Raw genomic sequence first — 24,998 nt, forward strand, 5'->3', positions numbered from 1 at the left:
CGGACGCTTCCTTTGTACTCACCCGAGAGACTCTCTCAGGCTTTCCTCCGGGCGCTTCCCTTCGGTCTTGCGTTTCCGACTCTATCAGACCGTTTCCCGATCCGATTTCCTCGGTGCTTTCCAGGCCCCCGCTTTTCCTTCGCGGTTTCCTTTCCGGCGGTTCCGACTTTATCAGAAGTTCTGAGTCGGTTTTCCCGGCCCCTCCCGGTAGGCGGTCCGGCGCACAAGGCGTGGGGCGCTTCCCGTTCAGGCGGAGCCGTAAACGTACTGGAGCGGGGCGCCCCGATGCAAATCGAGGTGCCCCGCCCCAGGTTGACGCCTGTTCGGCGTCGTCCGACCGTCAGACCTCCACGACGACCGGGAGGATCATCGGCCTGCGCCGGTAGGTGTCGGAGACCCACTTGCCCAACGTGCGGCGGATGAGTTGCTGCAACTGGTGGGGCTCGACGACCCCGTCCTGGGCCGAACGTTCCAGAACCTCGTTGATCTTCGGAACGACGGCTCCGAAAGCGGAGTCGTCGATGCCGGACCCCCGGGCCTGGATGTGCGGACCGGCGGTGATCTTGCCGGTCGAGGAGTCCACGACCAGGAAGACCGAGATGATGCCTTCGTCTCCCAGGATCTTCCGGTCCTTCAGCGCCGGCTCGCCCACGTCGCCGACCGAGAGGCCGTCGACGTACACGTAACCCGCCTGGACCTTGCCCGAGATCCTGGCCCTGCCCTGGACGAGGTCGACGACGATGCCGTCCTCGGCGATGACGATGTGGTCGTGCGGGACGCCGGTGAGGGCGCCCAGCTCGGCGTTGGCGCGCAGGTGGCGCCATTCGCCGTGGACCGGCATCAGGTTCTTCGGCCGGCAGATGTTGTAGAAGTACAACAGCTCGCCCGCGGAGGCGTGGCCCGAGACGTGCACCTTGGCGTTGCCCTTGTGGACGACGTTGGCACCCCAGCGGGTCAAGCCGTTGATCACGCGGTAGACCGCGTTCTCGTTGCCGGGGATGAGCGACGACGCCAGGATCACGGTGTCGCCGTCGACGATGCGGATCTGGTGGTCGCGGTTGGCCATGCGGGACAGGGCCGCCATCGGTTCGCCCTGGGAGCCCGTGCAGACCAGGACCACCTCGTGGTCCGGGAGGTCGTCCAGGCTGCGGACGTCCACCACCAGGCCCGGCGGGACCTTCAGGTAGCCCAGATCCCGGGCGATGCCCATGTTGCGGACCATCGAGCGGCCCACGAAGGCGACCCTGCGGCCGTACTCGTGAGCCGCGTCCAGGATCTGCTGGATGCGGTGGACGTGGCTGGCGAAGCTCGCCACGATGATCCGCTTGCGGGCGTTCGCGAAGACCGTGCGCAGGACGTTGGAGATGTCGCGCTCGGGCGGGACGAAACCAGGGACCTCGGCGTTCGTCGAGTCGGAGAGGAGAAGGTCGATGCCCTCCTCGCTGAGCCGGGCGAACGCGTGCAGGTCCGTGAGGCGGTTGTCCAGCGGGAGCTGGTCCATCTTGAAGTCGCCCGTGTGGACCGCCATGCCGGCCGGGGTGCGGATGGCGACCGCGAGGGCGTCCGGGATGGAGTGGTTGACCGCGATGAACTCGCAGTCGAACGGACCGATGCGCTCGCGGTGTCCCTCCGCCACCTCGAGGGTGTAGGGGCGGATGCGGTGCTCCTGGAGCTTGGCCTCGATCAGGGCGAGGGTCAGCTTGGAGCCGATCAGCGGGATGTCCGGCTTCTCCCGGAGGAGGTAGGGGACGCCGCCGATGTGGTCCTCGTGGCCATGGGTGAGGACGATGCCCTCGATGTCGTCGAGACGGTCCCGGATGGACGTGAAGTCCGGCAGGATCAGGTCGATTCCCGGCTGCTCCTCCTCTGGGAAGAGCACTCCGCAGTCGACGATCAGCAGACGACCGCCGTACTCGAAGACCGTCATGTTGCGGCCGATCTCGCCGAGGCCGCCGAGCGGGGTGACCCGCAGGCCTCCCTCGGGGAGCGGCGGAGGCGGGCCCAGTTCGGGGTGCGGATGACTCAAAAGATTCTCCTCAAACACGCGCGCCACGTACCGGTCGGGCACGTGGCGCGCGTGACGTTCGTGCAGAAGCAGTTGTCGATGGGCGCAGGCACCGGTGGCCTGCCGTATTCAGTTGTGAAGTCTGGTGTCAGAGCTGTACCCCGCCGGCGGCAAGATCGATCTTGAGCTGGGCGGTCTCTTCCGCGCTCAGTTCCACCATGGGCGACCGCAGCGGGCCCGCGGGCAGGCCCTGGAGGGTGAGCGCGGCCTTCGTGGTCATGACGCCCTGAGTGCGGAACATGCCCGTGTAGACCGGGAGCAGCTTCTGGTGGATCTCCGTGGCCTTCTGGACGTCCCCCGAGGTGAACGCGTCCACGAGGGCGCGCAGGTCCGGGGTGACGATGTGACCGACGACGGAGACGAAGCCGACCGCGCCCACGGAGAGGAGCGGCAGGTTCAGCATGTCGTCGCCGGAGTACCAGGCCAGTCGCGAGCGGGCGATGGCCCAGCTCGCGCGGCCGAGGTCGCCCTTGGCGTCCTTGTTGGCGACGATCCGCGGGTGCTCGGCCAGGCGGACCAGCGTCTCGGTGCTGATCGGCACGCCGCTGCGACCGGGGATGTCGTAGAGCATCACCGGCAGCTCGGTGGCGTCGGCGATCGCCGTGAAGTGCCGGTGGAGGCCCTCCTGCGGGGGCTTGTTGTAGTACGGCGTCACGACGAGCAGGCCGTGTGCGCCGGCCCGCTGGGCCGCGCGTGCCAGCTCGATGCTGTGGTGGGTGTCGTTGGTGCCGACTCCGGCCACCACGTGGGCCCGGTCTCCGACGGCCTCCAGGACGGCCCGCACCAGATCCGATTTCTCCGCGTCGCTGGTGGTGGGCGACTCACCGGTGGTGCCGTTGACGATCAGGCCGTCGTTGCCCGCGTCCACCAGGTGGGTGGCGAGCCGCTGTGCGCCGTCGAGGTCGAGTGCGCCGTCCGCCGTGAAGGGCGTGACCATGGCGGTGAGGACCCGCCCGAAGGGGGTCTGCGGAGTGGAGGTCGGAGCCATGGGGAACACGCTACTCGTTGCTCAGGGCGGGGTCTGCCCTCGGGGCGGACGACAAGTGGTGACAAATGCGGAGCCCGGCACTGCCTGCTCGGGGGTTCAAGCAGTGCCGGGTCCGTTTGATCAGGCTAGATGAACTTCCCTAAATGCCGCAATACGGACACTTCAGGCGGATGATCCGCACATACGTCTCCGTCGCGGAGCGGCTTACGGGGCGACCCTGCCGTTGGCGTTGAAGGCCGCGTGGGTGAGGGGCATGAGCTTCGCCCACTCGGCCTCCATCTTCTCGCCGACCATCTCGATCTCCCGCTGCGGGAAGGAGGGCACCTTGGCCAGTTCGTGCTGGGTGCGCAGGCCGAGGAAGTGCATCAGGGAGCGGGCGTTGCAGGTGGCGTACATCGAGGAGAACAGACCGACCGGGAGGACCGCGCGGGCGACCTCGCGGGCGACGCCCGCGGCGAGCATCTCCTGGTATGCGGAGTAGGCCTGGCGGTAGGAGTCCTCCATCGTGCGGTTGACCAGTTCCTGCTGCTCCTCGCTGCCCTCCACGAAGACGTACTTGCCGGGGCGGCCCTGCTGCACGAGCTTGCGGGAGGCGTCCGGGACGTAGAACACCGGCTGGAGCTCCCGGTAGCGGCCGGACTCCTCGTTGTACGACCATCCGACTCGGTGCCGCATGAACTCGCGGAAGACGAAGATCGGGGCGCTGACGAAGAAGGTCATCGAGTTGTGCTCGAAGGGGCTGCCGTGGCGGTCCCGCATCAGGTAGTTGATGAGCCCCTTGGAGCGCTCGGGGTCCTTCTGCAGCTCCTCCAAGGACTGCTCGCCGACGGTCGAGACGCGGGCGGCGAACAGCACGTCGGCGTCGGACGCGGTGTGCTTGACCAGTTCGACGGTGACGTCGCTCCGGAAGTCGATCTTGAACTCGTCGTCGGGGGTGGGGGTCACGGTTCGGGGGTCCTTCCATCGCGTCTTCGGAGCGGCGTCAACTTTACGACGGCCGGAGAGCCCGGAGTTCACGGGCGCCGCGGGATTCCCGGGTGACGTCTGCCGATATGGGGCACGTTTTCGGGCACTCGCTCGTCTGTACCGGTGACGACGACAACGTCACGTGAAGTCCAGCAGGAGGAAGCACCCGTCATGTTCCGCCGGCGCGAGCCCGTACCCTTCGCCTTCCTCGCCGAGGCCGAGGGGTTCCGTAGCAATGTCGCTCCCCCGCCCCCGGAGCGGTCCTCTCTCGGGCAGCTGGCCGGGCGCTGGCTGCTGGGGCTCACCATCGTGGCCGCCCTGGTCGGCTCGCTGGTCATCGGGATGCCGGCGCTGTCCGCGGACCACTCCGTCCCCGACCAGCAGTCGCAGGCCGCCCAGGGCCGCTGACCTCATCCGGACCCCCGGAGGTGGTGAGCGGGGACACAGGCGGATAGCCTCACCGGCACAGCCCACGCATGGACGAGTGAGGACCAGCCGTGCCCCTGCCCTTCCTGACGGCCGACCGCGCATTCGAGGCAGCGGACGAGGTCGCGCTGCCCTTCGACGACCGTGAGCACTGGCGGCGGCCCTACCGGCCCGGCCCGTGGCGGGTCGCGGCGGCCGCGCTGTGCCTGCTGCTGGCGTCGTACGTGCTGTTCGCGGCGGTGATCATCGCGTTGACCGGCTCGGTGTCCGAGGCCGGGATCGTCTTCGGTCTGTCGCTGCTGGTGATCGGCGGGGCGCTGCGGATGCTGCGGATGGGGGTGTGGGTGAGCGCGCGCGGGGTGCGCCAGGTGAACTTCCTCGTCACGCGGACGGTGACCTGGAACCGCGTCGTGGCCGTGCGGACCGTGCAGCAGCCCGTGCGCTGGATGGGGCTGCCGCGCACCGTGCAGGGCCAGGCGCTGACCCTCGTACGGCGGGACCGGGCCGCGGAGGGCGCGATGCCGCTGCTCACCACGCACGGGGCCGACTTCCTGGCGCGGCCGGAGGCGTTCAACCGGGCCGCGGACTCGGTGGAGACGTGGGCCGACGAGTACCGGCGGCCCTGACCCCGGGGACACGCGTGAGGAGGCCCGGTCCGGATGTCCGGACCGGGCCTCCTCACGTCCGCCCTCATCGGGCCTCCTCGTGCACGGCCCCGGGGCGAGTGCGGCGCCTCGGGAGGAGTGCACGGCCTCAGGACGGGGCGGGGGCCTCAGGGACGGTGCACGGCCTCAGGAGGAGGCCGGGTGGTGTGGGGTGCCGTGCAGGCTGATGGCGCGCTGCATGGCCTTGCGGGCACGCGGGGTGTCCCGCGCGTCGTGGTAGGCGACGGCGAGACGGAACCAGGTGCGCCAGTCGTCGGGGGCCGCTTCCGTCTCGGCCTTGCGCCGGGCGAACACCTCGTCGGCCGAGTCGCGGTCGACGCGGCCGCTGGGCGTGCGCTTCAGCTCGTCGACGGGCAGGCCGCCCTCGGCGTCGAGTTCGGCGGCGAGCTGGTTGGCCCGGCGGACGAACTGGGTGTTCTTCCACAGGAACCAGACGCCGATGACCGGCAGGATCAGCACCGCCACGCCGAAGGTGACGGTCAGGAGTGTGCCGGCCTGGATGAGCATGACGCCGCGGCTGCCGACCAGGACGAAGTAGAAGACCAGGACGGCGGCCGTGAGGGCGTAGGAGAGTTTCGCGCGCATGGCAGTCAGGGGTTCAGTTCAGGTCCAGGAAGTGTTCCAGGCCGAAGGTCAGGCCCGGGGTCGTCACCACGCGGCGGACGCCCAGCAGGATGCCCGGCATGAAGCTGCTGTGGTGCAGGGAATCGTGCCGGACGGTCAGGGTCTCGCCCTCGCCGCCCAGCAGGACCTCCTGGTGGGCCAGCAGGCCGCGCAGGCGGACGGCGTGGACGGGGACGCCGTCGACGTCCGCGCCGCGGGCCCCGTCCAGGGCCGTCGTCGTGGCGTCCGGGGCGGGGGCGCAGCCGGCGGCGCGGCGCGCCTCGGCGATGAGCTGGGCGGTGCGCGTGGCGGTGCCGGAGGGGGCGTCCACCTTGTTCGGGTGGTGCAGCTCGACGACCTCGACCGACTCGAAGTAGGGCGCCGCGATCTGCGCGAACTTCATGGTCAGTACGGCCCCGATGGAGAAGTTCGGCGCGATGAGCACGCCCGTTCCCGGGGACCGCTCCAGCCGGCCGGTCAGCTGCGCGAGGCGCTCATCCGTCCAGCCGGTGGTGCCGACGACGGCGTGGATGCCGTGCCGTACGCAGTAGTCGAGGTTGTCCATGACCGAGGCCGGGGTGGTCAGTTCCACCGCGACCTGGGCGCCGGTCTCGGCCAGCGTCTCCAGCTTGTCGCCCCGGCCGAGGGCGGCCACCAGCTCCATGTCCTCGGCGGCCTCGACCGCCCGGACCGCTTCGGCGCCGATACGGCCCTTGGCACCCAGGACCGCCACGCGCAGCTTGCTCATCTGTTGCTTCCTTTACGGGAGGGATCGGTGCCTGTCCGGCGGGTCGTGCCGGACAGCCCCTAGGCGACGGCCTCGTGCAGTCGGGACGCCTGCTTGTCCTTGAGCGGGCCGATGACCGACAGCGACGGGCGCTGTCCCAGGATGTCGCGGGCCACCTCGCGGACCTCGTCCGGGGTCACGGCCTCGATCCGGGTCAGCATGTCGTCGACGGACATCTGCTCGCCCCAGCACAGCTCGCTCTTGCCGATGCGGTTCATGAGCGCGCCGGTGTCCTCCAGGCCGAGGACCGTGGAGCCCCGCAGCTGGCCGATGGCGCGGCCGATCTCCTCGTCGGAGAGGCCGTGCTCGGCGACGGTGTCGAGTTCGTCGCGGCAGATCTTCAGCACGTCGTGCACCTGGCCGGGCCGGCAGCCGGCGTAGACGCCGAACAGTCCGCAGTCGGCGAAGCCGGAGGTGTAGGAGTAGACGCTGTAGGCCAGGCCGCGTTTCTCGCGGACCTCCTGGAACAGCCGGGAGGACATGCCGCCGCCGAGGGCGGTGTTCAGCACGCCGAGGGCCCAGCGGCGTTCGTCGGTGCGGGGCAGGCCGGGCATGCCGAGGACGACGTGCGCCTGTTCGGTCTTGCGGCCGAGCAGTTCGACGCGGCCTGCGGTGCGGATGGTGCGCCGGCCGTCGCGCGGGGCGATGGGGGTGGCGTCGGTCTCCTTGAGCGCGCCGGCCTTCTCGAAGGCGGCGCGGACCTGCCGTACGACCTTGTTGTGGTCGATGTTGCCCGCGGCGGCGACCACCAGGTGGGTGGGGTCGTAGTGCTTCTTGTAGAAGCGGCGGATGCGGTCCGCGGTGAGGGCGTTGACGGTGTCGACCGTGCCGAGGACGGGGCGGCCGAGGGCGTTGTCGCCGAACATCGTGTGCGCGAACAGGTCGTGCACGCAGTCGCCCGGGTCGTCCTCCGTCATCGCGATCTCCTCGAGGATCGCGCCGCGCTCGACGTCGACGTCCTCCTCGCGGATCAGGGAGCCGGTCAGCATGTCGCTGACGACGTCGATGGCGAGCGGCAGGTCGGTGTCGAGCACGCGCGCGTAGTAGCACGTGTACTCCTTCGCCGTGAAGGCGTTCATCTCGCCGCCGACCGCGTCGAGGGCGGAGGAGATGTCCAGCGCGGACCTGCGCCGGGTGCCCTTGAAGAGCAGGTGCTCGAGGTAGTGGGTGGCGCCGTTCAGTGCCGGGGTCTCGTCGCGGGAGCCGACGTGTGCCCAGATGCCGAAGGTCGCGGAGCGGACCGAGGGGAGGGTCTCGGTGACGATGCGCAGGCCGCCCGGGAGGGTGGTCTTGCGGACCGTGCCGATGCCGTTCTCGCCCTTGATGAGGGTTTGGGTACGGGCGACGGCCCGCGCCTCCGAAGAGGGGCGGGCCGTCACCTGGGAGCTACGGGACGTCACTGCTCGGCGTCGTCCTTCTTGTCGTCGTCGGACGCTTCGCCCTCGATCACGGGGATGAGGGAGAGCTTGCCGCGGGAGTCGATCTCGGCGATCTCGACCTGGACCTTGGCGCCCACGCCGAGGACGTCCTCGACGTTCTCGACACGCTTGCCGCCGGCGAGCTTGCGGATCTGCGAGATGTGCAGCAGACCGTCCTTGCCCGGCATCAGCGACACGAACGCGCCGAAGGTGGTCGTCTTCACGACCGTGCCCAGGTAGCGCTCGCCGACCTCGGGCATCGTCGGGTTGGCGATGCTGTTGATCGTGGCGCGGGCGGCCTCGGCGGACGGGCCGTCGACGGCACCGATGTAGATGGTGCCGTCGTCCTCGATCGTGATGTCGGCGCCGGTGTCCTCCTGGATCTGGTTGATCATCTTGCCCTTGGGGCCGATGACCTCGCCGATCTTGTCCACGGGGATCTTGACGGTGATGATCCGCGGGGCGTTGGGGGACATCTCGTCCGGCGTGTCGATCGCTTCCATCATCACGTCGAGGATGTGGAGGCGGGCGTCACGGGCCTGCTTGAGGGCGGCGGCCAGGACGGAGGCGGGGATGCCGTCCAGCTTGGTGTCGAGCTGGAGGGCGGTGACGAACTCCTTGGTGCCGGCGACCTTGAAGTCCATGTCGCCGAAGGCGTCCTCCGCACCGAGGATGTCGGTGAGGGCGACGTAGTGCGTCTCGCCGTTGATCTCCTGGGAGATCAGGCCCATGGCGATGCCGGCGACGGGGGCCTTCAGCGGCACACCGGCGTTCAGCAGCGACATGGTGGAGGCGCAGACGGAGCCCATGGACGTCGAGCCGTTGGAGCCGAGGGCCTCGGACACCTGGCGGATCGCGTAGGGGAACTCCTCGCGCGTCGGCAGCACCGGCACGATGGCGCGCTCGGCGAGGGCGCCGTGGCCGATCTCGCGGCGCTTGGGGGAGCCGACGCGGCCGGTCTCGCCGACGGAGTACGGCGGGAAGTTGTAGTTGTGCATGTAGCGCTTGCGGGTCACCGGGGAGAGGGTGTCCAGCTGCTGCTCCATGCGGAGCATGTTGAGGGTGGTGACGCCCAGGATCTGGGTCTCGCCCCGCTCGAACAGCGCGGAGCCGTGCACGCGCGGGATGGCCTCGACCTCGGCGGCGAGCGTACGGATGTCCGTGACGCCGCGGCCGTCGATCCGCTTCTTCTCCTTGATCACGCGCTCGCGGACCAGCTTCTTGGTGAGCGAGCGGTACGCGGCGGAGATCTCCTTCTCGCGCCCCTCGAACTCCGGCAGGAGCTTCTCGGCGGCGAGCGCCTTGACGCGGTCCAGCTCGGCCTCGCGCTCCTGCTTGCCCGCGATGGTCAGCGCGGCGGAGAGCTCCGGGCGGACGGCGGCGGACAGCGCCTCCAGGACGTCGTCCTGGTGGTCGAGGAAGATCGGGAACTCGCCGGTCGGCTTGGCGGCCTTGGCGGCGAGGTCGGCCTGGGCCCTGCAGAGAACCTTGATGAAGGGCTTCGCGGCGTCCAGACCGGCGGCGACGACCTCCTCGGTCGGCGCCTCGGCGCCGCCCTCGATCAGCTTGATGGTCTTCTCGGTGGCCTCGGCCTCGACCATCATGATCGCGACGTCGCCGTCCTCCAGGACGCGACCGGCGACGACCATGTCGAAGACGGCGTCCTCGAGCTCGGTGTGCGTCGGGAACGCGACCCACTGGCCGCGGATCAGCGCGACGCGGACGCCGCCGATCGGGCCGGAGAAGGGCAGGCCGGCCAGCTGCGTGGACGCGGACGCGGCGTTGATCGCCACGACGTCGTACAGGTGGTCGGGGTTGAGCGCCATGATGGTGGCGACGACCTGGATCTCGTTGCGCAGGCCCTTCTTGAAGGACGGGCGCAGCGGGCGGTCGATCAGGCGGCAGGTGAGGACGGCGTCCTCGGAGGGGCGGCCCTCGCGGCGGAAGAAGCTGCCGGGGATCTTGCCGGCGGCGTACATCCGCTCCTCGACGTCCACCGTGAGGGGGAAGAAGTCGAGCTGGTCCTTGGGGTTCTTGGAGGCGGTGGTGGCCGACAGCACCATGGTGTCGTCGTCCAGGTAGGCCACGGCCGAGCCGGCGGCCTGGCGGGCCAGGCGGCCCGTCTCGAAGCGGATGGTGCGGGTGCCGAAGGTGCCGTTGTCGATGACGGCTTCGGCGTAGTGGGTCTCGTTCTCCACTAGTGTTTTCTCCTCGTCTTCGTCCCCTGGGCTGCCCGTGTGGCAGGGGGACGGTGGCGGAGAGGCGCTCCGTGCAGTGCGGGCCGGTCTTCGATCGAAGCACCCGGGGCTCACTGTCTCCCGGGGGCCACTACCGAGGACCGGCGGCGGCTACGCGCGCCTCTCCTCGTCCGTGTCGTGCGTATTGCGTTCTGCTACCACACTACAAAGCGTGGGTGACACTCCGCACGTTTGCGTACGTACGGCAAAGGGAGCGGTCCCCGATGACGACGGGAACCGCTCCCTTCACGGCGTCCTACTTGGCGCCGCCGGCCGCACCGCGGCGGATGCCGAGGCGGTCGACCAGGGCGCGGAAGCGCTGGATGTCCTTCTTGGCCAGGTACTGCAGCAGCCGGCGGCGCTGACCGACCAGGATGAGCAGACCACGGCGGGAGTGGTGGTCGTGCTTGTGCGTCTTGAGGTGCTCGGTCAGGTCGGAGATCCGACGGGAGAGCATGGCGACCTGGACCTCGGGGGAGCCGGTGTCGCCCTCCTTCTGGCCGAACTCGGCGATGATCTGCTTCTTCGTAGCGGCGTCGAGCGACACGCGTACTCCTCGTAGTCTTCGGTGGGCCACCGAGTGCCCCCGGTCTGTGTCTCGGGGGAGCTTCCGTTACTCGGGAGGCGGGGATCCGCTGGGCGCGGCCTCCAGGGCCATCGGGGTCTCCTGGGGAGGGTCTCCTGAGGGCGGTCCGGGGGCGCGTACACAAACGGCCGTCCATCAGGGTACCAGGAGGTGGCGGGGGCTCCGGCCGCGGTCCGCGAACCCCCGAGGGGGCGCCCGGGCGGCCACTAGGGTGAGCGCTCGGATCGTTCTTTCGTCGGGTACGTCGGGAAGTCGGGAAGGGGTCGCTGCGGCATGGCGGAGACGGCAGAGGAGACCAAGGCGCGCAAGGAGCGGGAGAGGGACGAGCTGTACGCCCTCGACATCTCCGGTGTCGAGTGGCACAGCGCGCCGGGCACGGAGGAGCACGAGGAGCGGGTGGAGATCGCCGATCTCCCCGGCGGTGCCGTGGCGATGCGGTCGTCGCTCGACCCCGGCACCGTGCTGCGCTACACGGAGGCGGAGTGGCGTGCCTTCGTCCTGGGCGCGCGGGACGGCGAGTTCGACCTGGAGCCGGCGCCGCACGACGGCGGGCCGGCGGAGCGGTAGGCGGCGCGCGTCCGCGCCGTCGTCACCTCCCCGCCGCCGTGCCCTGCAGGCCGAGGACCAGGTAGGTCCACTTCGGCCGGCCGGCGGCGGGGCCCTCGGCCTTCTTGGCGCCGAAGAAGAGGCGGCCGTTCTGGACGACGACGTCGTTGTGGTCGGTCATCGTCATCAGCTCGGCCTCGGCCGGCAGGTCGAAGTAGAAGTACGGCGTCTCGCGGCCGGTCTCCGGGTCCAGGGCGATCAGCGCGTTGGGCGCGATGTGGTCGGCGCTCACGCGTACGGCGAGGAGCCGGCTGCCGCTGGTGCGCACCGGGTAGAGCAGGGAGCCGGGTCCGGAGTCGAACTTCTCGGTGGTGTTCCCGGTGGCCAGGTCGAAGCCGATGATCCAGTTGGCGTCGGCCCGGTCGCCCGTCTCCTTGCTGCGCAGGAAGACCTGGCCGGCGCCGACGGCGATGGTCGGGCAGTCGTCGACGACCAGGTAGTCGTCGTAGGAGCACTCCCCCACGTAGGTGCCGTTCTGGAGGCGGATCGTGGCGCGGTTCCTGCCCTTGTCGTCGAGGGAGAGCATCTCGGAGATCCCGATCTCGCCGGCCTGGACGGCGAGGACGGCGGGTTCGGCGGAAGGGATGTGCAGGTCCCGGACGCCCTTGGCGGCGGAGTGGGTCCACAGGACCTCGCCGGTTTCCGGGTCCACCTTGCGCGCCTTGTAGGCGAGGCGCTCCAGCGAGTCGACGGGCAGGCCGTCGTCGTCGTTCCAGCACTGCTGGCGGACGATCAGCGCGCGTCCGCCGGCGGCACCCATGTCCTGGCAGGCGCCCGTGGACGTGGTGCGCCACAGGCGTCTGCCGGTGTCCATGCCGTACGCGTCGGTGCCGCCGCCCCAGGTCACGACGACCGTGCCGTGGGTGAGGGTCACGCTCGGGGTGTCCTGCTCGTCGCCGCTCCTGGGCAGGCCCGGGGAGGCGGCGTACTTGGAGTAGGGGAAGTCGCTCTCCCAGACCTGTCGGCCGTCGTCGAGATCGAAGAAGGCGACGTGGTTGCAGTAGGCGCCGCCGCGGTCGTTCGCGCGGAAGAGGACGGCGGTGCGGTTCTCGCCGGTCACATGGCGTGTGTAGCCGCAGATCGGGCCGTCGAGGGGGAGCTTCCACCTCTCGTCGCCGGGTGCGGCGTCGGTGCCGAGGGAGAGGCCGACGACGGTCTTGTTGATGCCCTTGGCGAGGATCTTGTCGGTGGCCCACATGCCGGGCATCTCGTACTGCTCACCGGGGCCCATGTCGTCCACGGAGAAACGGAGGGCCATGGTGCCGACGGTGCTCGCGGGCGGCTTCTCGACCGTCTCGCGGACGTCGAGGCGACCCTGGGCGGAGGCGGTGCTTCCGTTCCCTCCGGTCCGGCCGCCGTCGCCGTCGCCGGACAGGAGGAACCAGCCGCCCGCGCCCAGCGCGACGGTGAGCACGACCGCGAGGGACCGTCCCAGCAGCCTGCGGCGGCGCTTCGTCCGGGCGGTCGTCGCCGTCACGGAGGACTGGGTGTACACGGACGGGGGCGGGCCGAAGCTCACGCTCGACGTTCCTTTCCTACGGTTGCTGCGGCGGCTGCGGCTGCGGCTATGACGCGGCTGCGGCTGGGGTGATGGTCGGACGGCCTGCGATCCGGTGGCCCGAGGCCCGGCCGCCCGAGGTCCGGCGACCCGAGACCTGATGATCGGACGGCCCGACGGTCGGACGACCCGACCACCGGACGGCCCGATGACCGGACAGCCCGACGGTCGGACGACCCGACCACCGGACGGCCCGATGACCGGACAGTCCGGTCGATCCGACGGCCGGACCATCGGGTCGTCCGGCGATCCGATCACCCGACGATCCCCACACCGGACGATCCGGTAGCCGGACGATCCAGCGGTCTGACCGTCCGACGGTCTGACCGTCCGACGGCAGTGGCGGCCTGCGGCGTCCCGGAGGGGCGAGTCCCGCGGTGCCCGGGCGGGCGGCGGAGGGCGGCGCCCCGGCGGGGTGCCGTGACGGCGGCCGGCCGGCCCGGTCAGCTCGTCATCGCGCGGGCGGCCGCGTAGACGTCGAAGACGGCCAGCGCCAGGGGCACCAGGGTGAGCAGGACGAAGCCTTCGGCGATCTCCGTGAACCGTCCCCAGAACGGCGTGAGACCGCCGCGCGAACCGATCAGGCCGATCGCGGTGATGAGCGCGGACGCCGCCGCGATCGCCGCGACCAGCCAGATCGTCCGCACGTCCAGGTCGGTGCGGTCGCCCATGAGGGCGTCGCGGAACACCGACACGGGCGGGTTGAGCGCCAGCCCGAGGCCGAGCAGCACCAGGGAGGCGAGGCCGGCGGCGAGGACGGGGGCGACCTGCGCGGTGTAGCGGAAGAGGTGGGCGCGCATCAGCAGGGCGACGCCCACGGCCAGGGCGAGCAGCTGGGCCCAGAGGTCGTCGGAGAAGCCGAGGACCGAGCAGGCGCCGACCGTGATCAGGGCGCAGCCGCCGACCAGCCCGACGAGCAGTTCGTGGCCGCGGCGGGCCTGGGCGGTGATCCGCTCGACGTCGACGGGTTCCTGGGGGGCGGGATCGGCGCCGTACGCGCTGCGCCGGGTGGTGTCGGGGGCGTCGAAGCCGATCGGCAGCCGGGCGAAGCGCATGGAGAGGCCGGGCAGGAAGGCGAGCGCGCCCACGGCGACGGGCGCGCACAGGGCGGCGGTCTCGGACGGCGTCCAGTGCGCGAGGATCGCCGCGAACACCGCCGCGAGGCCGGCGCCGGACGCCACGACGAAGGCGACGAACGGGCCGTCCCCGCCCGGTGAGCACAGGGTGAGGAGCACCGCGGCCAGCAGGACCGCCGCGCAGGCCAGGAGGAACTGGAGTTTGCCGATGCCCTGGCCGTCGGCGAGCGGGAGGAGCCCGGAGCCGGCCACGCCGACGTTGGGCAGCGCGCCGAGTCCGAGGGCGACGGCCGAGGGCCGGTCGTCGTAGACGCGGGCACGGACGCAGGCGAGGGCGACCAGCAGGACGCCGACGACCGCGGCGAGGACGCCGGGCAGGGAGTGCATGTCGTGCCGCGGGTCGCCCGTCCAGGCCACGAAGGCGAGCAGGACCGGCAGGACGCCTCCCCCGACCAGGCCCGCGGCCCGGGTCAGGTCGCCGCCCCACAGGGCGTGTTCGCGGGTCACGGCCGCGGCGACCGCCTCGGAGACGTCGTCGAAGACGGCGGGCGGCAGCGACTCCGAGAAGGGGCGCAGCGTGAGGAGTTCGCCGTCGAGGATGTGCTGCGCGGCGAACGAGCGGGAGCCGTCGAGGACGGTGCCGTCCCGGCGTACGAGGTGGTAGCCGACCGGGGCGCCCTCGGCGGGGCTCTGCCGGGAGAGCCGGAGGATCTCCGGGTAGAGGTCGACGACCGGGATGTCGTCGGGCAGCGCCACGTCGATCCGGCTGTCGGGCGCGACGATCGTGACCCGGCAGAAGCCGAGGCCCGTCCCGGAGGCGCCGCCCGATCCCTGCCCTCCTCCAGTGGCTGCCGCGGAGGCCGTGATGCTCACCTGCTGCTCCCCCTCAGTGATGGTTCCGCGTCGGCGGTGTGAAAATTTCCGGTCCGTGCCGTGCCGCGTGGGATGGGGCGGTCCGGCCGGGCGGCGAAACGGACGCCGCCGGGCGGCCGGAGAGCGCCGAACCGTTCCCGTTCTCACGGAATGTCCCGGCTCACCCGGACCGGGTCGCATGTGCTCACGCGAACATCCGGCACCCTACCGCCCCCTCGTCGCGCGAGAAGTCAGTAGGATCACGCGGCGGCCCGCGTCCGCCTGACACGGGGTGGCGGACGGTACTTTCCCGGGGCCGGCAAGGGAATTGGTGAGCAGTGAGCCACATCGTCGTGAAGCGCCCTCCCCGGGCCCTGCCGTCCGAGGTGCCCACGGGCGAGATCGCCGTGCAGCCTCCGCCCGAGCTGCCGCGGGGGCATCAGGAGAGCGTGCTGATGCAACTGCTGCCCACGCTGGGCATGGGCGGTTCGGTCGTCTTCTTCTTCACGAGCGGCCAGCCGTTCATGCGCATCATGGGCATGGTCATGATCGCCTCGACGGTGGCGATGTCCATCGCGATGGTGGTCCGCTTCCGCCGCGGCACGCAGGGGCAGTTGGCGGACCTGCGCCGCGACTACCTGAGCTACCTGGCGCAGACCCGGCTGACGACGGTCGCCACCGCGAAGGCGCAGCGGGACGCCCAGTACTACCTGCACCCCTCCCCCGAGCAGTTGTGGGCCCTGGTCGCCGAGGGCAGCCGGGTGTGGGAACGGCGGCCCGGGGACGAGGACTTCGCCCAGGTCCGCGTCGGCCTCGGCGCCCAGTCGCTGGCCACCCCGCTCGTCAGTCCCGAGACCGGCCCCGTGGAGCAGCTGGAGCCGCTGACCGCGGGCGCGTTCCAGCGTTTCCTCGCCGTCCACGGCACGCTGGACGCCCTGCCGATGGCGGTGTCGCTGCGCGCCTTCTACCACGTCACGGTGAGCGGCGATCCGCAGTCGGTGCGGTCCTGCGCCCGTGCCATGGCCGGTTCGCTGGTCGCGCTGCACTCGCCCGAGGACCTCGTGCTCGTGGTCGCGGCGGGCCGGGACGAACTCCCGCACTGGGAGTGGGCCAAGTGGCTGCCGCACGTGCAGGCGCCGGGCACGGTGGACGGCGCGGGCAGCCGCAGGCTGATCGGCGGGGACACGCGCGAACTGGAGAACCTGATCGCCCCCCGGCTCAGCGGCCGGCCGCGGTTCCACCCGGACGCGGCCCCGCTGCCGGAGGAGCCGCACATCGTCGTCGTCCTGGACGGCGTCTCGCTGCCGCCCGACTCGTTCCTGGCCAACCCCGAGGGGCTCCAGGGCGTGACGGTCCTCGAGGTCGTCCCCGGTGAGCCGACCGGGCCCGGCGGCGAGCTGTCCATCGTCGTGGAACCCGGGATGCTGCACCTGGAGTCGGGGCACGGGACCGTCTACGAGGGGACGCCCGACGCGCTGTCGTACGAGTCCGCCGAGGTGCTCGCCCGGCAGCTGGCGCCGCTGCGGATGGCCTCCGGCGGCGACGACGACGAACCGCTGCTGGCCAACCTGGAGTTCACCGACCTGCTCGGTCTCGGTGACGCGGCGTCCGTGGACCCGAGGCGCACCTGGCGGCCGCGTTCGCTGGCCGAGCGGCTGCGGGTGCCGATCGGCGTCGGCGAGGACGGGCGTCCGGTGATGCTGGACCTCAAGGAGGCGGCGCAGGAGGGCATGGGCCCGCACGGTCTGTGCGTCGGCGCCACCGGCTCCGGCAAGTCCGAACTGCTGCGCACCCTGGTGCTGGGCCTGGCCGTCACCCACTCCTCGGAGACCCTGAACTTCGTCCTCGCCGACTTCAAGGGCGGCGCGACCTTCGCGGGCATGGCGCAGATGCCGCACGTCGCGGCCGTGATCACCAACCTGGCGGACGACCTGACGCTGGTCGACCGGATGGGCGACTCGATCCGCGGCGAACTGAACCGCCGCCAGGAGATGCTGCGCGACGCGGGCAACTACGCCAACATCCACGACTACGAGAAGGCGCGCGCGGCCGGCGCTCCGCTCCAGCCGATCCCCTCCCTCGTCCTGGTGATCGACGAGTTCAGCGAACTGCTCACCGCCAAGCCCGACTTCATCGAGATGTTCGTGCAGATCGGCCGTATCGGCCGGTCGCTCGGCGTGCACCTGCTGCTGGCCTCGCAGCGTCTGGAGGAGGGCCGGCTGCGCGGCCTGGAGACGTACCTGTCGTACCGCATCGGTCTGCGCACCTTCTCTGCGGCCGAGTCGAGGGCGGCGCTGGGCGTGCCCGACGCGTACTCGCTGCCCAACGTGCCGGGTTCGGGCTTCCTGAAGTTCGGCACGGACGAAATGCTGCGGTTCAAGGCGGCGTACGTCTCCGGCGTCTACCGCTCCGGACCGCAGCGGGCCGCGTCGGGTGGCGGTCGGCTGCCGGTGGACCGGCGGCCGGTGCTGTTCACGGCGGCCGAGGTGCCGGTGCGGTACGCGCCCGTGCCCCGGCAGCGTCCCGACGGGGACGATCCCGAGGTCGACGAGGCCCTCGCCGACACCGTCCTCGACGTCGTCGTGCGCCGGCTGGAGGCGCAGGGCCCGGCGGCCCACCAGGTGTGGCTGCCGCCGCTGGACAGTCCGCCCTCGCTCGACGCGCTGCTGCCGGGCCTCACGGCGGTGCCGGGCCGCGGGCTCACCCAGCCCGGTTACGAGGGCGCGGGCCGCCTGGTCGTCCCGGTCGGCCTGGTGGACAAGCCGTTCGAGCAGCGTCGTGACGCCCTGTGGGTGGACTTCTCCGGCGCCGCGGGCCACATGCAGATCCTCGGCGGCCCGCAGTCCGGCAAGTCGACGCTGCTGCGCTCGCTGATCTCTTCCTTCGCCCTCACCCACACCCCGCACGAGGTCCAGTTCTACGGCCTCGACTTCGGCGGCGGCGGCATGGCCTCGCTGGCCGGGCTGCCGCACGTCGGCGGGGTGGCCTCGCGGCTGGACCCGGAGCGGGTGCGGCGCACGGTGGCCGAGGTGTACGGCGTGCTGGTCCGCCGCGAGGAGTACTTCCGCTCCGCGGGCATCCCCTCGATCACCGAGTTCCGCAGCCGGCGGGCCCGGGGCGAGATCTCCGTCACCGACCAGCCGTGGGGCGACGTCTTCCTCGTCATCGACGGCTGGGGCAACTTCCGCTCCGACTACGAGGCGCTCGACCAGGTCATCCACGAGATCGCCGCCCGCGGTCTCGGCTACGGCATCCACCTGGTCCTGACGGCCTCCCGCTCCATGGAGGTCAGGGCCGCCCTCAAGGACCACCTGATGAACCGCCTGGAGCTGCGGCTCGGCGACACGATGGACTCCGAACTGGACCGCAAGGCCGCCGCGAACGTCCCGACGGGTGTTCCCGGCCGGGGTCTGTCCCCGCAGAAGCTGCACTTCATGGCGGCGGTGCCGCGCATCGACGGCCTCGCCTCCGACACCGACCTCGCCGACGCGACCCAGGCGCTGTCCGCCGAGGTCTCCCGCCACTGGGAGGCGCCCGGTGCTCCCGAGGTACGGCTGCTGCCCCGCGAGTTCCCGGCCGGTCAGCTGCCCGCGGGCGACCGGTTCCCGCGGCGCGGGGTCGCCTTCGCCCTCGACGAGGACAACCTCGAACCGGTGTACCTCGACTTCGAGCAGGACCCCTTCTTCCTCGTCTTCGGCGAGAGCGAGTCGGGCAAGTCGAACCTGCTGCGCCTGCTGATCAAGCAGCTCTCGGAGCGGTACGCGGGCGACGCGTGCAAGTTCTTCGTGGTCGACAACCGGCGCTCCCTGCTGGATGCGACCCCGTCCTCGCACCTGGCCGAGTACATCCCCATGTCCAACGCGATGGACCACCACATGTCCGCGCTGGCCGACCTGATGAAGCGCCGCTCCCCGACGGCCGACGTGACGGCACAGCAGCTCCGGGACCGCAGTTGGTGGCGCGGACCGACCGTGTTCGTCGTCGTCGACGACTACGACCTCGTCGCCACGTCCAGCGGCAACCCGCTGGCGGGACTGACGGAGCTGCTCCCCTTCGCCCGGGACGTCGGCGTCCGCTTCATCGTCGCCCGCTCGACGGCGGGCGCCGGCCGTGCCTCGTACGAGGCGTTCATGCAGCGCATCAAGGAACTCGGCGCCCAGGGCGTGGTGCTGGCCGGCGACCCCGGGGAGGGCGACCTCCTCGGCGGGGTACGGCCGCGTCCGATGCCCGCGGGCCGGGGCATCTTCGTGTCCCGACGGCGGGGGAAGCCGTTGGTCCAGGTGGGGTTGATGGCGGACCCGACAAGCTGAAGTTCCTTACGGAGAGCCGGATTGACCTGCCCGGTGCGGCCGGGGTGTGGTGTCTGGCATCGGAAGGGGTGCACTGATGGCCGGCGTGGGAATGATCATGCTCTTATCGGCTCCGGTGATGATCGGGCTCGGTTCGGCCGACCAGCGGGCGCTGTGGTGGCGCTTCCAGGCGAAGCGGTTCCGGGACCCGGCGGCGAACGAGCCGTCGGACTCGGCCTACCGGTCGCAGCGGGTCGTGGCCTTCCTGTGCGCGGCGCTCATGGTGGGCATGGCCATCTGGACGTTCTCGCTGGCCGCCGAGATGTGAGACCAGGCCGGTACGACCACGGGCCGCGCGCACCCCGTCGAGAACCACCACCACGAAAGGTGTTCACGTATGGCGTGGGAGGAATGGGAACAGCTGAAGGCGGAGACTGCCGCGGGTGGCGCACCCCACATGCGGCTGAACCAGCTGGACCCCGGCAGCGGCCCGGTGCGCCCCGCGCCGGATCCCGGTCAGTACGGCGAGTTGAGGGCGGGCCAGACCGACCTGGCGAACATCGGCAGCCACGCGTTCGATCTGTACAACGACCTCTGGGACAAGGGGCGTCGGGCTGTCCCCACCAGCGAGAGCGCCGCCGCCGGGCTCACCGGTGACGGGTTCTCCCTGGGCGGCGCGCTCCAGCACGTCGCGCTCCGCTGGGACGAGCAGTTGGGCTCCCTCCGGGACGCGTGCGCGCACATCTCGAACCACATGACCGTCACGAAGAAGCTGCATTCCGAGGACGACCACTACATCCGCCGCCAGATGAGCAGCATCGACCTGTTGGACGCGGGCTTCGACGAACGCGTCGGTGTCCCGGGCGAACCGAACCCGGTGTACGGCGAGAAGGACGACAAGAAGGGCGAGAAGGACTGATGGACCTCGACGCCCTGCGCAAGGCCGACTTCACTCTGCTCGACGACGCCGTCGACGACTGGTCGACGATGGTCGGGGACCTGGAAACGTTGATGGAATCCGCCGAGAAGGGCCTGCACGCTGCCGCGAACAAGGCCGACTGGGCGGGGTACAACGCCACGGTGTCCAGGGAGTTCATCGGCAAGACCGCCGGCGAGTTCGCCGACGCGCACAGCCAGGCCTCCTCCATCCACAAGATCCTCGCGGACACCCGGGACGAGCTGAAGCTCTACAAGGGGCGGCTGGCCGACGCCATCGAACGAGGTCGGCGGAAGAATCTCACGGTGATCGGCTACGAGGGCGGCTTCACGGTCACCACGAACGTCCCGCCGGAGGGCCGCTCCCAGGAGGACCGGGAAGACAAGGGTGACATCACCGCGCTGCGCGACGAGATCCAGGGGATCCTGGACAAGGCCACCGAGAGCGACACCACGGCCGGCAGCGTCCTGACGGCCATCGCCGACCGGAGCAGGCTGGGTTTCTCGGACGTCGACTACTCCGACCGGGACTCCGCGGCCAAGGCGCTCAAGGACGCCGAGGAACTGGCGGATCTGGCGAAGCAGAGCCCCGAGGACCTGTCACCCGAGGAGTTCGACCGGCTCGGCAAGGGTCTCAAGGAGCACGCCGGCGACGGACTGTTCGCGGAGCGCTTCGCCGACCGCCTGGGTGCGCGGGGGACTCTGGACTTCTGGACCGGCCTCAGCGACCCGCACAGCGCTTGGAGGGTCGGACAAGCGCGGCTCGACCAGTACGACGACCTCCAGAAAAACCTCGGCCTCACACTCGCCACGGCCACGCAGAGCGACAACGCCGCCATGACGACGTGGAAGTCGGACATGATCGACCTCGTCGACAAGCCGGTCGGCCGCGGCGGCGGCTTCCCGCTCGGCGGTCAGGTCATGTCCAACCTCATGCGCTGGGGCGACTACGACGACCGCTTCCTCGTCGACTACGGCGAGAAGCTGATCGAGACGGAGAAGAAGTTCACGGGCAACGGCCGCCACGGCGCCTGGGGCCGCGGCGGTGGCGACCCGCTGCTCAACCGCACGGGCACCGACTCCGGCTGGGACCCGATGACGGGTTACCTCAAGGCCCTCTCCAACAACCCCGACGCCGCGACGGACTTCTTCAACGGCACCTTCGTCACCAAGGACGAGGACCACGACTTCACCCACGACACCGACGGCGACGGCAAACAGGGCCGGCGGACCCTGAGCAACTTCGACTACCTCTTCGAGGAGCGGGACTGGCCCCAGGACCAGGACAGCAAGGGCGAGGAGAGCATCGCCGGGCGGAACTACCTGGCCGCGGCGCTGGAGGCGGCCACTACGGGACATCCGGCCGGGGAGATGCCCACAGCGGACACGCCTGCCCACAACGCGGGGCAGACGAAGCTGTTCGAGAACATCGTGGCTTCCGTCTCGGAGGACACCGGACGCCTCACCGATCACAGTTACATGTCCGACAGCATTGGTCAGATCACGTCGGAGTATCTCCCGGACATCAATCGGGCAATGACAGACGACGCCGATGAAGACACAAACAAACTGTTCCCCGTGGGCGGAACAGCCGCCTCGCTCAATCATCGGGACGTGGCGGCGCTCCTTGTCTCTGTGGGGCAGAACCCCGAGGGCTATGCGGCCGTAGAGGTAGGGAACAAGGCCTATATGGCAAACCTGATGGATTACCACATGAACCCGGATCTGGCAGCGGACGACCGGTACTCCCAGGACACACATTTCACCGTCGAACAGCTTGCTCACGGTTCGGGTGAAATCTCGGGCACCCTCGCCATCGGACGTCAGGAGGCGGTCGCCGGCCCCGCCAAGGAATCCGACGACGCCTACGACGAGTCCGTCTCGCAGTGGAAGAACGCCGTCTCGGGCGGTGTCGGAACGGGTATCGGCGTCGGAGTCACGTTCATCGCAAGTCCGGTCGGCGGCGCGGTGGCCGGCGGCGTGGCCAGTACGGTCAGCAGCATGATCCTCGAGGAATTGTTCCAGAACGCGAAGGGCCATGCGCAGGATGACGCCGGAGCCGTTATGGGTGAGAAGTGGGAGAGCGGCCTCGAAACGAACGCGGCGTACACCGAGCGTGCTGCCGAACTCGCGGCGAAAACTCATGGCCGCGCCGACCTGTTGGACCACAGCATCGACGAAAAGGCGCGTGCAGCGACGCAGCAGGGCTTCCGGGACGCAGGAACGAACACCGAGTACATGGCGCCGCATCTAAAGACCGACATCTGACCTACGCGAGAGGGCCTCTTTTTGTTCCAGCTGCGACCGAACCATCCCGCACGAATCGCCCGAGCGTCGGCTTATGCCACCATGGCGCTTGCTGGGGCACTGACAGTTTCTTCATGCTCAGGCGGAGGGGAAAGCGGAAAAGAGGAAAGAAAGTATACGACGCCCAGCGCCCTCTGTGGCGTTTCAATGGACCCCGAACTGCTCGACGCTTTCCTCCCGGGAGGTGATTCCATTTCCGTGAAGCCTTCGTCTCCCAACGGGGGGACGAAACGCTGTGACCTCGCTGTCGATGGCGATGTCTCAGTTCGGCAGACCCGGACGTGGTGGAGCAACGGGGAGAGCGCATCCACTGTCGCCACCGCGTACGACAAGATGGATGACGGCCAAGTGACCGACGACAGCCGCTATCTCTACTCAGGTACGGGTGCCGTGGGGAAGACCACGACGTCGTGCAAGTCCTCGGAGCACCCCGGTCAGAACCTTTACGCCGTGATCCAGGTGTTTACCCCCGACCGATCCGACTCCGGCGCGATGAAGAAACTGATCACGGCCTACACGAAGGCGCTCGAAGACTCCGATGAGTGCGGCTGATCGCTTTACCCTGCCTCTCGCCACAATGCGCGGCGGAAGCGTATATCAACCTGAAGTGACGCTATACAGCACCAGGGTGGGCACCTCCCGTGCGTGCCCACCCTGGTGTCGTGTCTGCGCGTTCCCCTACTGGAAGTAGCTCGCGCCCTTCAGGTCGCCGCCGCGGTAGTCGCCGCCGGCGGTGTGGACCTTCTGCGAGATCTGGACCAGCGCCGCGTGGATGCCCCGCGCGTGCTTGTTCCACTCCTCGCTCTTGCCCTGGAAGGTCTGGAACGCCTCGCCGCCCCAGCCCGCGGACACGTTGAGCACGGCCTGCCTGAGGGCTTCGAGGTCCTCCTCGAGCTTCTTGGCCTGGTCGCCGAGCTCGGTGGCGAGCGCGTCCATGGTGCCGTACGTGACGGCGAGGTCGTCGTAGTGGGCCCCGGTCATGTTTCCTCGTTTCCTTGAAGGTTCCCGCCGGACTGCTCAGCCCGGACAACGGTGCGGCTCAGTGCCGCCACCGACCCGTCAGTAGCTGTTCAGCGCCGACGTCTTCCCGCCCAGGTCCTCGACCGAGATCTGCTTGAGGTCGGCCTCGATCTGGTCTTCGAGGTTGCGCTTGTCGGTCTTGTTCATGTGGATGCCCTCGAGGAAGTCGTCGAGCATCTTGCCGATCGCGACCATATGGCCGTTGATCTCGGTCTGCTTGGTGTTGAACGCGTTGGCGCCCTGACCCGTCCAGGCCTTCTCGATCATGTCGATCGTGCCCTGCAGCTTCGCCAGCGAGGCCCGGATGTTGTCGTACCGGTCGATGACTTCCGTCTGGAGCTTCTGTACGTCGCCGTCATTAAGCTTGCGGTCGACCATTTCGGCACCCCTTTTCGTATGAGCTGTGGTTCGTTTCCGCGTGCGTCACCGCACCGGAACGGTTGTGTGTGGCTGGTGGTGGTACGTCGTCCGTCACGCGCCGCGCCGTGAACGCACCACCGCGAAGGCGCCGCCGCCGATCACCAGCACGGCCGCCGCGGCTCCGAGGGCCATCCACGTCGTGGTGTCGTCGTCGGAGGAGTCCGCGCTCGATCCTGCCGCCGAAGTCCGGCCGCCTGAAGGGTTTTCCGAGGGCTGTGACGAGGTTGATGCGGACGGGGAGGTCGAGGTGTCATCGCCTGTGACGCCCACCGTGTTTTCCCTGGCGAGGGGGTCGGTGTCGGCCGCGCCGGGGTTGAAGTTCTTGTTCTCCAGCACCTTGCGGGGGCGGATCAGTCCGTAACCGAGGTACGTGCTCGGATCGTCCTTCGCCCAGTCGCGGCCGGCGGTGTCGATCAGGCTGGCGAGGACCTGGTTCGCGGTCCAGTCGGGGTGGGCGGACCAGATCAGGGCGGCAGAGGCAGAGGCGATGGCGGTGGCTTGGCTGGTTCCTTGGCTTGTGCAGTAGGAGCGGAAGGTGTTGTCACACCATGTGGGGACGTTCAGTCCAGGGGAGGCCAGATCCACATAGTTGCCGTATTCGGAGAATTTGCCGACAGTTCCCTTTTCGTCCGAGGCTGCGACTCCGACGACGTATGGGTAGGCGGCCGGGTATCCGATGCGGTTATTCTTCTCCGCATCGTTACCGGTGGAAGCCAGCATCAACTTTCCCTTTGATTGGGCATACTTGATGGCAGCAAGCACGTCTGGTCTTTCAACGGACTCACCGAAAGACATGCTAATTATCTTGACGTCGCTGTCGGCGATTTTCCTGATCACATTCGGAAGGGTCGGAGATTTCGCTTTCTCGCCCTCATCCTTCATGCTCTTCATGCCGATCCGATAAGGAACAATCTTCGCTCCCGGAGCAAGACCCTTCAAGCCACCACCAGCGCCTGTTCCGGCGATAAGTTCTGCCATGCTCGTCCCGTGGCCCAGGTAGTCTTCAGTCGCCTTGTAGCCGACAGCTTTCGATACCTCGTCGGTAAGTACCTGTCCCTTCAGCGAAGGCGTGTTCGGGTTGACCCCCGTATCGACAACGGCGACCTTGACACCCTTGCCAGTACTCACCTTCCACATTTCCTCGGTCTTCATCGCCGACAGGTACCACTGCTCTGACTGAACGTCAGTGGCCG

21 protein-coding genes are annotated in these 24,998 nt (G+C 69.5%); 8 read left to right on the plus strand and 13 right to left on the minus strand.

Translation table 11 applies throughout. From position 1 onward, the window contains the following. Positions 1–340 precede the first annotated feature (340 nt). The 3 genes from ACZ5FU_RS00005 to thyX form a co-directional block, all read right to left on the minus strand. On the minus strand, positions 341–2,026 hold the full coding sequence (locus tag ACZ5FU_RS00005) for a ribonuclease J (protein WP_451530764.1): 1,686 nt from the start codon (positions 2,024–2,026) through the stop codon (positions 341–343). A 127-nt stretch (positions 2,027–2,153) separates the two neighbouring features. Beyond that, complete coding sequence (dapA, locus tag ACZ5FU_RS00010; protein ID WP_451530765.1) at positions 2,154–3,053, minus strand: 4-hydroxy-tetrahydrodipicolinate synthase; 900 nt, start codon at positions 3,051–3,053, stop codon at positions 2,154–2,156. Between the two features lie 204 nt (positions 3,054–3,257). Then, a complete protein-coding gene (gene thyX, locus ACZ5FU_RS00015; protein ID WP_451530766.1) occupies positions 3,258–3,998 on the minus strand; it encodes an FAD-dependent thymidylate synthase in 741 nt (246 codons plus the stop codon). Between the two features lie 192 nt (positions 3,999–4,190). Between thyX and ACZ5FU_RS00020 the strand changes: the two genes are divergently transcribed. Both ACZ5FU_RS00020 and ACZ5FU_RS00025 read left to right on the plus strand, forming a co-directional pair. Then, positions 4,191–4,427 carry a hypothetical protein gene (locus ACZ5FU_RS00020; protein WP_451530789.1) on the plus strand — a complete coding sequence of 79 codons (237 nt, stop codon included), beginning with the start codon at positions 4,191–4,193 and terminating at the stop codon, positions 4,425–4,427. Positions 4,428–4,516: 89 nt separating this feature from the next. Further along, a complete protein-coding gene (locus tag ACZ5FU_RS00025) occupies positions 4,517–5,071 on the plus strand; it encodes a hypothetical protein (RefSeq protein ID WP_451530767.1) in 555 nt (184 codons plus the stop codon). A gap of 165 nt (positions 5,072–5,236) precedes the next feature. Here ACZ5FU_RS00025 and ACZ5FU_RS00030 read toward each other — a convergent pair whose 3' ends face one another. The 5 genes from ACZ5FU_RS00030 to rpsO all read right to left on the minus strand — a co-directional run bounded on the left by ACZ5FU_RS00030 (position 5,237) and on the right by rpsO (position 10,702). Continuing rightward, complete coding sequence (locus ACZ5FU_RS00030; RefSeq protein ID WP_451530768.1) at positions 5,237–5,695, minus strand: tetratricopeptide repeat protein; 459 nt, start codon at positions 5,693–5,695, stop codon at positions 5,237–5,239. 13 nt (positions 5,696–5,708) lie between these two features. Beyond that, positions 5,709–6,461, minus strand: a complete 753-nt coding sequence (dapB, locus tag ACZ5FU_RS00035; RefSeq protein ID WP_451530769.1) for a 4-hydroxy-tetrahydrodipicolinate reductase — start codon at positions 6,459–6,461, stop codon at positions 5,709–5,711. A 59-nt stretch (positions 6,462–6,520) separates the two neighbouring features. Beyond that, positions 6,521–7,900 (minus strand): M16 family metallopeptidase, encoded by a 1,380-nt coding sequence (locus ACZ5FU_RS00040; RefSeq protein ID WP_468646735.1) that lies wholly within the window; start codon positions 7,898–7,900, stop codon positions 6,521–6,523. Then, positions 7,897–10,116: a polyribonucleotide nucleotidyltransferase gene (locus ACZ5FU_RS00045; RefSeq protein WP_451530771.1), complete on the minus strand. Its 2,220-nt coding sequence runs from the start codon at positions 10,114–10,116 to the stop codon at positions 7,897–7,899. Before ACZ5FU_RS00045 ends, ACZ5FU_RS00040 begins: the two co-directional genes overlap by 4 nt. Positions 10,117–10,411: 295 nt before the next feature. Further along, entirely contained in the window at positions 10,412–10,702 is a 291-nt protein-coding gene (gene rpsO / locus ACZ5FU_RS00050; RefSeq protein ID WP_363092053.1) for a 30S ribosomal protein S15, read from the minus strand. Positions 10,703–11,014: 312 nt separating this feature from the next. On the opposite strand from rpsO, the gene ACZ5FU_RS00055 reads away from it, so the two are divergent. Then, on the plus strand, positions 11,015–11,308 hold the full coding sequence (locus tag ACZ5FU_RS00055; RefSeq protein WP_451530772.1) for a DUF397 domain-containing protein: 294 nt from the start codon (positions 11,015–11,017) through the stop codon (positions 11,306–11,308). Between the two features lie 22 nt (positions 11,309–11,330). Here the strand turns inward: ACZ5FU_RS00055 and ACZ5FU_RS00060 are convergent, their stop codons facing one another. After that, positions 11,331–12,866, minus strand: coding sequence for an outer membrane protein assembly factor BamB family protein (locus ACZ5FU_RS00060; RefSeq protein ID WP_469043985.1), 1,536 nt, complete (start codon positions 12,864–12,866; stop codon positions 11,331–11,333). 482 nt (positions 12,867–13,348) lie between these two features. Further along, positions 13,349–14,854 carry a type VII secretion integral membrane protein EccD gene (gene eccD / locus ACZ5FU_RS00065; protein WP_451530774.1) on the minus strand — a complete coding sequence of 502 codons (1,506 nt, stop codon included), beginning with the start codon at positions 14,852–14,854 and terminating at the stop codon, positions 13,349–13,351. A 317-nt stretch (positions 14,855–15,171) separates the two neighbouring features. Between eccD and eccCa the strand changes: the two genes are divergently transcribed. The 5 genes from eccCa to ACZ5FU_RS00090 all read left to right on the plus strand — a co-directional run bounded on the left by eccCa (position 15,172) and on the right by ACZ5FU_RS00090 (position 22,917). Then, entirely contained in the window at positions 15,172–19,143 is a 3,972-nt protein-coding gene (gene eccCa / locus ACZ5FU_RS00070; RefSeq protein ID WP_451781888.1) for a type VII secretion protein EccCa, read from the plus strand. Between the two features lie 76 nt (positions 19,144–19,219). Further along, positions 19,220–19,450, plus strand: coding sequence for a DUF6199 family natural product biosynthesis protein (locus ACZ5FU_RS00075; RefSeq protein ID WP_469043987.1), 231 nt, complete (start codon positions 19,220–19,222; stop codon positions 19,448–19,450). A 69-nt stretch (positions 19,451–19,519) separates the two neighbouring features. Further along, positions 19,520–20,041 (plus strand): hypothetical protein, encoded by a 522-nt coding sequence (locus tag ACZ5FU_RS00080; RefSeq protein WP_451530777.1) that lies wholly within the window; start codon positions 19,520–19,522, stop codon positions 20,039–20,041. Further along, positions 20,041–22,326 (plus strand): DUF6571 family protein, encoded by a 2,286-nt coding sequence (locus ACZ5FU_RS00085; RefSeq protein WP_469043989.1) that lies wholly within the window; start codon positions 20,041–20,043, stop codon positions 22,324–22,326. Before ACZ5FU_RS00080 ends, ACZ5FU_RS00085 begins: the two co-directional genes overlap by 1 nt. Positions 22,327–22,512: 186 nt before the next feature. Beyond that, a complete protein-coding gene (locus ACZ5FU_RS00090; RefSeq protein WP_468835876.1) occupies positions 22,513–22,917 on the plus strand; it encodes a hypothetical protein in 405 nt (134 codons plus the stop codon). 126 nt (positions 22,918–23,043) lie between these two features. Here ACZ5FU_RS00090 and ACZ5FU_RS00095 read toward each other — a convergent pair whose 3' ends face one another. The 3 genes from ACZ5FU_RS00095 to ACZ5FU_RS00105 form a co-directional block, all read right to left on the minus strand. Then, positions 23,044–23,346, minus strand: coding sequence for a WXG100 family type VII secretion target (locus ACZ5FU_RS00095; protein ID WP_451530780.1), 303 nt, complete (start codon positions 23,344–23,346; stop codon positions 23,044–23,046). Positions 23,347–23,424: 78 nt separating this feature from the next. Next, on the minus strand, positions 23,425–23,763 hold the full coding sequence (locus ACZ5FU_RS00100; protein ID WP_366061613.1) for a WXG100 family type VII secretion target: 339 nt from the start codon (positions 23,761–23,763) through the stop codon (positions 23,425–23,427). A 93-nt stretch (positions 23,764–23,856) separates the two neighbouring features. Next, a complete protein-coding gene (locus tag ACZ5FU_RS00105; protein ID WP_468646724.1) occupies positions 23,857–24,957 on the minus strand; it encodes a S8 family serine peptidase in 1,101 nt (366 codons plus the stop codon). Positions 24,958–24,998: the final 41 nt, after the last annotated feature.

Source organism: Streptomyces sp. NPDC031554, from assembly GCF_055580685.1.